The sequence below is a fragment of the Nonlabens dokdonensis genome, assembly GCF_002162835.1.
GTDB lineage: Bacteria > Bacteroidota > Bacteroidia > Flavobacteriales > Flavobacteriaceae > Nonlabens > Nonlabens dokdonensis_B.
The window spans coordinates 1-10,758 of the sequence record NZ_MAAX01000066.1; the positions used below are offsets into that span (position 1 = coordinate 1).

Annotated in this window: 7 protein-coding genes and 1 pseudogene; 2 read left to right on the forward strand and 6 right to left on the reverse strand. The window is 35.4% G+C overall.

The genetic code is table 11. The features are described 5' to 3' along the window. The 3 genes and pseudogenes from A9Q93_RS03935 to aspS all read right to left on the reverse strand — a co-directional run. Positions 1-543: pseudogene (locus A9Q93_RS03935) on the reverse strand (porphobilinogen synthase); the annotation flags it as partial. Between the two features lies 1 nt (position 544). Continuing rightward, positions 545-931, reverse strand: coding sequence for a hypothetical protein (locus A9Q93_RS03940; RefSeq protein ID WP_303686073.1), 387 nt, complete (start codon positions 929-931; stop codon positions 545-547). 53 nt (positions 932-984) lie between these two features. Continuing rightward, on the reverse strand, positions 985-2,733 hold the full coding sequence (gene aspS / locus A9Q93_RS03945) for an aspartate--tRNA ligase (RefSeq protein WP_303686074.1): 1,749 nt from the start codon (positions 2,731-2,733) through the stop codon (positions 985-987). 232 nt (positions 2,734-2,965) lie between these two features. Between aspS and A9Q93_RS03950 the strand changes: the two genes are divergently transcribed. Beyond that, positions 2,966-3,325: a toxin-antitoxin system YwqK family antitoxin gene (locus A9Q93_RS03950; RefSeq protein WP_303686075.1), complete on the forward strand. Its 360-nt coding sequence runs from the start codon at positions 2,966-2,968 to the stop codon at positions 3,323-3,325. 57 nt (positions 3,326-3,382) lie between these two features. Here the strand turns inward: A9Q93_RS03950 and A9Q93_RS03955 are convergent, their stop codons facing one another. The 3 genes from A9Q93_RS03955 to A9Q93_RS03965 form a co-directional block, all read right to left on the reverse strand. Next, the gene (locus A9Q93_RS03955; RefSeq protein ID WP_303686076.1) at positions 3,383-3,667 is read right to left on the reverse strand and encodes a hypothetical protein; all 285 of its coding nucleotides are present in this window, start codon (positions 3,665-3,667) and stop codon (positions 3,383-3,385) included. A gap of 194 nt (positions 3,668-3,861) precedes the next feature. Next, positions 3,862-5,976: a T9SS type A sorting domain-containing protein gene (locus A9Q93_RS03960; protein ID WP_303686077.1), complete on the reverse strand. Its 2,115-nt coding sequence runs from the start codon at positions 5,974-5,976 to the stop codon at positions 3,862-3,864. A 10-nt stretch (positions 5,977-5,986) separates the two neighbouring features. Further along, a complete protein-coding gene (locus A9Q93_RS03965) occupies positions 5,987-8,305 on the reverse strand; it encodes a hemagluttinin family protein (RefSeq protein WP_303686078.1) in 2,319 nt (772 codons plus the stop codon). Positions 8,306-8,621: 316 nt separating this feature from the next. On the opposite strand from A9Q93_RS03965, the gene A9Q93_RS03970 reads away from it, so the two are divergent. Then, positions 8,622-10,758 (forward strand): DUF2723 domain-containing protein (locus tag A9Q93_RS03970; protein ID WP_303686079.1); only part of this gene is annotated, 2,137 nt, incomplete at its 3' end.

Genomic DNA, 10,758 nt, shown 5'->3' on the forward strand with positions numbered 1-10,758 from the left:
TTCTAGCGCTTCTCTTATATAAAGAATACGGCCATCCATCATATCGCTAGGCGCAACCATATCGGCTCCAGCCTGAGCATGAGAAATACTTATTTGAGCTAGAACCTCGCATGTAGGATCGTTATGGATCTTTTGATTTTCGACTATTCCATCATGACCATAACTAGAATAAGGATCTAAAGCTACATCAGTCATTACATACATTTCTGGAGCTACTTCTTTAACGGTTTTAATAGCGCGTTGCATTAACCCATCTTGATTTAGAGCTTCTGTTCCTTTGTTATCTTTTAATTCATCTGGTACTTTGACAAAAAGCAAGACACTTTTTAATCCCATATCCCAAAGCAACTGAACTTCTTTCTTTAAAAGATCTAGGCTGTAACGGTAATAATCGGGCATTGAAGCTATTTCTTCTTTTACACCTTTTCCTTCTACTACAAATAGAGGCACGATAAAATCACTAGGTGAAATTAAAGTTTGTTGCACAAGAGATCTGATAGATGCACTAGTTCTTAATCTTCTATTTCTTTTTAATGGAAACATATTACAATTTAAGTTTTTTAATAAGCTCCAGATATTCTGGCTTATAGTTAGGGATGTTAAAAGTTACCTTCTTAGCAGTATTATAAATAGCTATGGATGGAACTTCTGAGTTTGATTGATCGTGTTGCGTAAATTGATCCTGGATAAAATTATTTATCAATAGCGCCTGGTCAAGCGAGATGGTTTTTCTCGTAGTATTACCATCTGCTTTATAAACGATAATATCATCTATAAAGCTCATGGATTCCGTCTTCTCTTCATTCAAAATGAATTCAATCGTAAAATCTTTACTGTCAAAAATTGAGTTGGCATTTTCTAAAGTAGGATCTACCTGCTGCTGGCAGGCAACAAGTAAAACTAAAAATAGAATTGCAACAGATTTTTTCATTGAATAATACTTTTAAAAAGAAAACTAAAACTGACTTTTACCTTTTCTATAGGTTAAACCGTCACTTTTAAGTTCAATTCTTGCAATTGCTCGTTGTCAATAACAGAGGGCGCATCGATCATGACATCACGACCACTATTATTTTTAGGGAATGCGATAAAGTCGCGTATCGTTTCTTGACCACCTAAGATAGAAACTAATCTATCAAAACCGAAAGCTAGTCCTGCATGTGGTGGCGCGCCATATTCAAAAGCATCCATCAAGAAACCAAATTGTGCTCTTGCTTCTTCTGGAGTAAACCCTAAATGATCAAACATTAAAGCTTGCAGCTCCTTATCAAAAATACGTACAGATCCGCCGCCTATTTCATTACCATTCATTACAAGATCGTAAGCGTTTGCTCTTACATTACCTGGATCTGTTTTTAGTTTTTCAATATCTTCTGGTTTAGGAGAAGTAAATGGATGATGCATCGCGTGGTAACGCTCTGTATCTTCATCCCATTCTAATAATGGAAAATCTACCACCCATAAAGGAGCAAATTCATTAGGGTTGCGCAATCCTAGACGCTCTGCCATTTCCATTCTCAAAGCACTTAATTGCGCTCTAGTTTTATCTGCTGGACCTGACATGACACAAATTAAATCACCAGGCTCTGCTCCAGTAGCTTCTGCCCATTTTGCAAGATCTTCTTGCGAGTAAAATTTATCAACGCTAGACTTGTAAGTACCGTCTAGGTTATATTTTGCGTAGACCATTCCAGTAGCACCTACTTGTGGACGTCGTACCCAATCAATTAATTTATCAATTTCTTTACGAGTCATGCTTTCACCACCAGGAATTGCAAGGGCAACTACTAGTTCTGCCTCGTTAAAGATTTTGAAATCTCCCGCTTTCGCGAAAGCGGAAATATCAGCAAACTCCATCCCAAAACGAATGTCTGGTTTATCGTTACCATATTTTTCCATCGCCTCTTGATAAGTCATGCGTGGAAAATCTGCGATGTCCACGTTTTTCACTTTCTTTAATAAGTGACGTGTCATCTCTTCAAAAATATTAAGTACATCTTCTTGCTCTACAAATGACATCTCGCAGTCTATTTGTGTAAACTCTGGCTGACGATCTGCACGTAAATCTTCATCTCTAAAGCATTTTACGATCTGGAAATATTTGTCCATTCCACCTACCATAAGCAATTGCTTAAAGGTTTGTGGTGATTGAGGCAAGGCATAAAATTGACCTTCATTCATACGCGATGGCACAACAAAGTCACGAGCACCTTCTGGAGTAGACTTAATTAAAACAGGTGTTTCTACCTCGACAAAGTCTTTTCCAGCCAGGAAATTACGCACTTCCATTGCTACCTTAGAACGGAAGATCAAGTTCTCACGCACTGGATTACGACGTATGTCTAGGTAACGGTATTTCATGCGCAGCTCTTCACCACCATCAGTGTTGTCTTCTATTGTGAAGGGTGGAGTTTTAGACTCGCTTAAGATTTCTAATTCCTTAACAAGTATCTCGATTTCTCCAGTAGGAATATTATTATTCTTAGATTCACGCTCTATGACAGTTCCTTTTACCTGGATCACAAACTCACGACCAAGATTTTGTGCTTTTTCAATAAGGGCTTTGTCTGTGCGTTCTTCATCAAAAAGCAACTGAGTAATCCCATATCGATCTCTTAAATCTACCCAAACGATAAAACCTTTATCGCGGCTTTTTTGCACCCATCCGGCAAGTGTTACTTCTTTATTTATATCGCTAGCTCTTAGGCTACCACAGTCGTGTGATCTATACATAATGAATCCTTCTTATAAGCTTGCAAAAATAAACCGATTTTAATAGATAAACACATAAGAAAAAGGCAAAGATTTATTGTTAAAACAGTATAAACTCGTTAAAAATACAATATAAACACATACTTAAGTAACTGTAAAACAATATAATAAGTACTTAATGTAAATTTAATGTTACCTAAATGTTGTGTAAAAGTAATTTAAAAGTTAACTTTGAGTAATATTAAAGAATACGATGATGAAGAAATTATTGATTATTACAGTGATGATGTTAGGTGCCGTAGGAATGGCGCAAGAGGTAAAACCTACTTTTGAAAAGATGGAAGATGGCTTAGTAAAAGCGACTTATTATCATGAAAATGGAACTGTTGCTCAAGTAGGAACATTTTTAAATAACAAGAGACACGGTGAGTGGATCAGCTATAGTGCTGAAGGTCAAAAAACTGCTAAGGCAGAGTATAAAAACAATAGAAAAGCAGGTAAATGGTTTTTCTGGAATAACGACCAACTTACTGAGGTAGATTATCGTGAAAATGCTATTGTAGCAGTTAACACTTGGGTAAGTAAAGAACCAGTGGCAACAAACAGACCGTAGTTCACGATTCACGTTAATCTTGAAAATCCCTTTCTAAAATTTTAGAAAGGGATTTTTTTATGGTGTCAATAAAGTTAAAGTACCTTGATAGTCTAGGGTAAAGTCATTACCTATTATATCTACAATACCGTTATCAATATTAAAAACATGAGTTCCATCATTATTTCTAGTTATGGTTAATGTTCCTGATTTAAATTCTTCTTCTTCTTGATCTAAGGTATCATTTTCAATATTGTAGTTAATTGCAAAATACATTTCTACTAGCTCAGCAACTACCTGATCATCCGTTATAGTGTAAACTCCTACTATTTCAAAGGAAGGATCGTCTGAATATACAGTCATGATTACAGTGTCAGCTGCTCCTGTAAATCAATTTTGACTCCACGTATATTCACCGCTTGCTAGCAAAATATTTTTGTAACAATGTTTAGGCATTCAGTCACAATTATAGCTGCATAAATTACTGTTCAGAATTAAAAATCCCTTGCTAAAATTTCAGAAAGGGATTTTAAGTAAATTAGTGTAACGATCAAAACTTATTCTTTGATGACTTGTACTGTTTTTGTTGCATCATTAAGGCTCAATTCTACAAAATAACTACCACTAGCTAGATTTCCTAAATCTTTGATATTAGACGCATTGCCCGTGAAGTCGAGTGTTCCGGTTCTTATTATTTGTCCCAGCGTGTTAATCAATCTATAGGATAATTCTTCTTCTTGAGAGCCGTTGTTGTTGTTCCATCTTATATGAATAATGTCTTTCACTGGGTTAGGATATAGTTCAAAACCAGCAAGTATCTCAACAGGACCTTCACTTAAGGTGATATTTGTAAAGAATAGGTGAAAGCGATCTTCTTGAATAGAGCCTGTTACACTAGAGTCTACTGTAAATTGATAATCGTTAAAACCTTCATTTAATTGACTACTTGTATTCAAATGATTATCCTGTAGATACACATTTGTACCAGCTGGAATTGCATCTATTTCAAACTGATAGTTATAAGATGAGTGTCTATAGTTAGTGTGATTTAGAGGGATAATATCCAGGTTACGAGGTACATCTCTAAATTCAATATTCAAATAATCTGAGCCATTAACAATGCTTATGGTCTCATCTGGATTCCCTAATGATGGAGCGTCCATAGGATCTACAGCATTAGTGTACTGGCTTCCCATAAATATTCCCCATGCATCTAGAAACTGTAAGGGTTGTCCTGGCACAACTTTATTCAATCTACCAATAATTTCAAAATCATTTGCTGGGATAGAGAAAATGGTAGTTTGATTTCCATTTACAATGTCATCTTGATTATAAATAATCTCTGTAGGAGAGGCAACTGTCGTATTGTTAAGCGTTGTTACAAAAGCCGACTGAGACGGTTGTAAATATTCATTTGCAGAAGATCCAGCTACATTACTACCAGAAGGAAGCATTACAGTTACATAAGCGCCTCGTGCATTAATTGTAGGATCCCATACGTAGTATCTATTAAGGTTTAAGTTATTAGAGCCTTGTAAAACGGTGTTTACATTTACCGTCGCTTGAAAAGGATTTGCTATAAAATTGAATCCTCCAGCTGTAATAGAAAGTTGATCATTTTGATAAGTCCCAACATTCATCGCACCTTTTGCTCTCAATGTAGTAGGAGTAGGAGTGGTAGCATTATTTGTTAAATCTACAGTACGGTCACCTCTGATCATAATTCTATAGGCCTCGCCTATATCAAGTCCTCTAACATTAGTATTGGCAACAGTATTCCAACCTTGATTTAAATTATCATAGGTGAACATACTTGAATTTCCAGATTGCGTCGCGTCAAAACCATTTGCACCGCTCATAGAACCAGAAATGTGGGTTCCTAATCCACTGATATTTGAACCGTTTTCTTGCCAATTTTCTAAAATACTACCGCTAGTATTTACACTACTTGCAAGAAATCTATAAGCTCTTTTAGGTGGGATGTATCTTTGTATAACTGACTCTCCAAGCATTGAGCCGCCTTCATTTGGTGCAATTTCGGCAGTATTTGATGAAGTGCTTACAAATATTAAATTTCCATTTGCAGTATCTAGAACACCATTCTTGAGTGTAAAAAGATTTGTAAGGGTCATTGCCTCATCTAGAGTGAAAGAATCACTACCGTCTTTCACAAAATTTTCTATATTTATTCCAGTAGTATATAATCGATTTGATTCTCCATTATCACCGGTAAATACAAGATTACCATTTGTGACAAAGCTATTTTGGCTCGATAAATCTCCTTTAAAGGATAGATTAAAGTTTCCTAAATCTATGGTATATGCACCTTCTATTGTTATGTCTTTTATATCTATGGCACTTCCTAAAACTGCGCCATCACTTTTTATAAAGAAATTATCTATAAAAGTAGCGTTAGATTCTGGTGCATATGGTCTCCAGTTACTTGATTCATATATATAATCGATGTATTTTCTTCCTTGCTGAAAACCAGAAGCAACATCATCGCTTGTGTTACTTGAGACTATGACTAGATCGCCTAGGCTCTGTTCGAGTACTACATTCCCTACTGTTTCTGTACTTCCTAATGAGCCTATAACTTGATGTGATAAGGTCGTTTGTGATAATCCCGCTTTCGCGAAAGCGAGACAACAAATTAAAATTAGATTTCTCATAATTCTAGTTTTAGTTTTTCTTATCAATCAATAATTGCATCTGTGCTTGTAGTTGCTTTACTTGAGTTTTGAGTTCTTGTATTTCTGTGTTTTGGCTTGATTTTGCAGCTCTCGATCCAGTAGATCCCATTGTTCCTGTAATATAGTCTGCACTTCTAGCGTGTAATGCATAAGGGACGCTTAATAGCTGTGTCGTACTCAACGTAGTAAAAGTTCCTGTTTGAGCACTATCAAGAGAGATTTCTAGGTAATACTCATGTTCTCCCCAATTAATAGTAGAAAAATCACCATTTAATAAAGTTCCTCCACCTACTTGAAGACTCAAAACTCCATATTCTGAACTGGTCAAACTATGCTCTTCATTGTACACAACCGTTCCAGTAACTCCATCTTCTCTTACAGCAATGCGTACATCTACTGCATCATTTTTAATAGGGTTACCGTCGGTATCTCTAATAACAGACTGGTAATTAAATAATAGTGGCGTCATACCTCCTGAAGAAGCTGATCCTGTAGCATTTTCAAGAGCCGCGACTCTCGTTTCTAAGTCAGCAGTAAGTGGTGATAGGTCTACTGGATTACTGTCATTAGTAATACTCAGCATGTTATTATTAAGACTTAAAGCTTGATTATCTGTATTAATAGTAGAAAGATCTACCGTATTACTGCTATTAGTGATGCCTAGATTACTTCCATTTAAAGACAGTTCTTGATCATCTGTATTTATAGCAGACAGCCATTGTGTACCATCCCAAACTTGGAACACATCGTTTGTTGAGTCATATAACACAAGACCTTTTTGTGCAGCTGTTAGATTTGATTCTAATGCGGTGATCTCAGTATCTGTTAATCTGTTTACTAAAAGTCCTTTATTATTTCCAGATAGTTCCATTGATGCAAATGCGCTAGGTGTGTCCGTTCCTATACCTACAGAGACTGGATTAGTTACTCCTCCTAAAACTAAAGTATTATCATTAGGAGCAGTAGCCGCTTGCCCTATAGCCATGGCGTTCTCACCGCTAGCACTAGATGTTGCTCCTATGGCTATACTATTATTATTAGTTGCTGCTGCTTCGTATCCTATCGCCATATTATTACCAGTGAAAGTGGTCGTGTTTCCAGTGCCATCTACCGTAGCTTGATGTCCTATCGCAATACCACCATTTGCTTGAGCAATAGAATTGGAACCTACCGCCACGGCTTCTTGATTATCTATATCTACTTCACGACCTATTCCTACAGAGTTGTTAGAACCAGAAGCGATAGTTGTATTATATCCTAATCCTATAGAGCCTGAACTCAAAACATCTGTATTTGTACCTATTGCTATACCGTACTGTCCATCTACGCGCGTACTATAACCTACTAGAGTGACATCATTATTTCCAGCATCTGCAAAAGTACCAATGAAAGTAGTTCTACTTAAATTATTTCTGCTACCAGTTAATAGATCTTGAGATCTAAAATTATCAAATGGTAATCCAGAAGAACCAAAACTAGCAAAAGCTCCTAGACCAACATTATCTTCACCTTCTCGATTGCTACTTCCATTTGCGGTTCCTATGAATGTATTTCTATTTGCGTTAGATGTAGAATTAGTTCTATTATTATCCCATCCAGCGGCGGCTCCAACAAATGTGTTATAATCTGCATGTTCTGTTGCAACACCAGAACCTGCTCCTAACATAGTATTAAAAATACCAGCACCTACATCAATTCCCGCAGATTCACCAAATGCAGAGTTGCTCCAACCTTCATCTACATCGCTTAATGCCTCGTCACCTACACCTGTGTTTCTATAACCTGTTCCTGAGGAGATTCCTGCCTCATTCCCTACAAAAACATTTTTATAACCAGTGGTATTAGAAAAACCAGCGTCCTCACCTATAAATACATTTTCATATCCAGTGGTATTGTTGGCTCCTGATTCTTCTCCTACAAAGGTATTATCATAACCAGTCGTATTAAATTCTCCAGACTCGGCACCTATAAAAGTATTATCACCACCGTTAATATTAGAAAAACCAGCTTGCCAGCCTATAAATAAGTTGTCAAAACCTGTGGTATTGCTATATCCTGCTTGATAACCTATAGCAATAAATTCACTTGTAGTGTTTGAACGACCAGCCTGATAGCCCAAAAAAGTGGTTTGAGAACCAGAGGTTAACGAGAAGCCGGCACTATCTCCAAAGGCTGTATTAAAATCTCCACTAGTAATGTTTATATGTGCTCCAGTACCGGAGGATTCATTAAGCGTTTGCGCCGATAATGAGGTTATACTTGTAAAAAGAAGTAAAAAAAAGACGGTTAAAAGGGTAGTTTGTTTCATGATGATTGGTTATTTCTTCAAAGATAGAAAAAACTTTTTAGAACTTTATTTAATAAACGTTTGTTTACTAAACAGTTATGGGTATTTTCCGACATGTAAAAATTTTTGCTATTGATTTAAAGGTGTTTATGGTAATCTCGCTTTCGCGAAAGCGAGGAAAACAATAAATAGATAAAATTGAGTATTGTATAGGACTTGAAATTAGAAAAAGTAGCGCTTGCTAATGAGGTCAAAACGTCGAGAAATTTGTGAAAGTGGAATATGCACTTGCGGCATTATAGTTATTTTTGAGAATGCAACTAAAAAACATAAAACGATGAATCAACAATTGTTGAAGAGATTTCTACAGGCCAAATCGGTATGGGTGTTTTCTATAGTTGCGATTGTTTTATTTATTTCTGCCAGATGGAGTATGGGAATATGGGACAGTCCAGAATTTGCATTTGCCGGAGCTAATTTTCAATTGACTCACGCACCTGGAGCTCCGTTTTACATCCTTGTTTTGAATTTATTTCAAAACGTTCTTTTCTTTATTACTCCTTACAAGGCAGCTGTCTTACTCTCCATTATATGCTCGTGTGTCATGAGTGTTTATATATTCAAAATAGCTTTGATGCTTTATAAGAATTATTCTAATGAAGTGATTCAGAATGAATCTTGGTTGTACGGTCTTATTGCAGTAGGTATTGGTTGTTTAAATTTGACCGTTTGGGAATTGTCTTACGAAGTGGAAGTTTACAGTATGAGCGGTATGTTTTTCAGTCTCGTACTCTACAAGATTTTTCAATTTTATTTTGATAGAATTTCAATTACTTTTTTAATCAAATCGGTCAGCATATTAATATTTCTCAGTTTAGGAGTTCACAAATTGAATTTATTGATATTGCTTCCGGTTTTCTATGTTATAATAAGAAAAGCTAAGTACCATGCTTTACTGAGCAACCGATTTGTGTCTTTATTAATGAGCGTTTTATTATTAGCAATAACACTTTTATTTCATTCTTTGTTTTTAAAATTTGCTGTGGTCATTGCCTTGTTTTTACAAGAATCATTTGCCATAACTCAGAATCTAGCATTTCCTATTCTTGGTATACTGTTGATATTTATAGTTGCAGTGTTATGGTATTATAAAAAGGCACTGACAACAACCATTCTATTTGCATCGCTATTTTCTTATTTATTATACATGCCGTTTCTAAATAGTGGATCTGAAGTAGGTGGATATTACATATCAGACACAGAGTCGCTCGTAAATCACATAAACGCAAATCAATTCGGTCTACAAAAAACACCCATTTTATTGGGTAAAAGGTATGATGAAAAAATAGACATTGTTACTGGTAAGGAGAAAATCAATGAGAATGAAATTTGGTTTCCAAGAATGCATAGTACTACATATTATGATGTGATAGAATACCCTAAATGGGATGACGCTACCTCAATAAATGACCATGATGGTCGCCATTTTACGTGGAGTTATCAAGTATACACCTTGTACTTAAGATACCTAGGAACTAACTTTTTGGGAAGGTCTAATTTTCATAAAAACTCTGGTACTCATATCAATCATACTATAAGTTCTTATATACATAATCCTAATGCATCAAAGGGCTATCTTAACATGGGTAAAACCGACTATTTAGGAATCCCTTTGCTATTTATTTTTTTAGGTATAATATATTCATTTAAAAATGTGGATCTAGGTATTACATTAGGAATCACGTTTCTCCTAACTGGATTAGCCATTATACTTTATTTGAATCCTTCTCCTAGTAGTTTAAGAATCAGGGAAAGAGATTATATTAGTTTTTTCTCTTTTATAGTTTGTGGGTTTTATGCAATGCTAGGGATTTTATTTATTTTTAATTATTTACCTAAAAAAATAAAAAAGGTATTTCTTATATGTACTGGAGTACTAGCCTTACTTTTTGTTTTGCAAAATTTTAAAGTTCAGAATAAAAGTAACGAAGATTTTAATGAGGCATTTTCTACATGGATTTTAGAAGGTATTCCTGAAAATAGTGTTGTCCTAGCAAATGGGGATAACTTAACATTTCCTTATTGGTATCAGCTTGCAAATAGTGATAAATCCATTTTATGGATTAACATAGAGTTATTGCATTTAGATAGCTATCGGACTCAGCTCTATAATTATATTAGTTCACAAACAAGTTTCACTGGTCTATCACCTAATGATACTGTGTTAGCAAGTAGCGCTAAAACAACTATTATTAATGAAGTAATACCCAAAGTGGATCAAGAGTCCGAATCTTTGAGTGCAGCTATTCTATCCTTCCTTAATCATAAGAATAAGCTTTTTATTCAGTCTAATTGGGCGATTGAAAATAAGATTCTAGTAGAGCAAGGATTATCATCACCATACTTACTCGTTGATGATGATCTAACTGATTTAGAAAATAGAGCTTTAAATATGATTTCTTTCAAAGCTGCTG

Bases quoted from the DNA above. Each gene is read 5' to 3' on its own strand.
- A9Q93_RS03940 (WP_303686073.1), bottom strand. From the start codon at position 931: ATGAAAAAATCTGTTGCAATTCTATTTTTAGTTTTACTTGTTGCCTGC.
- aspS (WP_303686074.1), bottom strand. From the start codon at position 2,733: ATGTATAGATCACACGACTGTGGTAGCCTAAGAGCTAGCGATATAAAT.
- A9Q93_RS03950 (WP_303686075.1), top strand. From the start codon at position 2,966: ATGATGAAGAAATTATTGATTATTACAGTGATGATGTTAGGTGCCGTA.
- A9Q93_RS03955 (WP_303686076.1), bottom strand. From the start codon at position 3,667: ATGACTGTATATTCAGACGATCCTTCCTTTGAAATAGTAGGAGTTTAC.
- A9Q93_RS03960 (WP_303686077.1), bottom strand. From the start codon at position 5,976: ATGAGAAATCTAATTTTAATTTGTTGTCTCGCTTTCGCGAAAGCGGGA.
- A9Q93_RS03965 (WP_303686078.1), bottom strand. From the start codon at position 8,305: ATGAAACAAACTACCCTTTTAACCGTCTTTTTTTTACTTCTTTTTACA.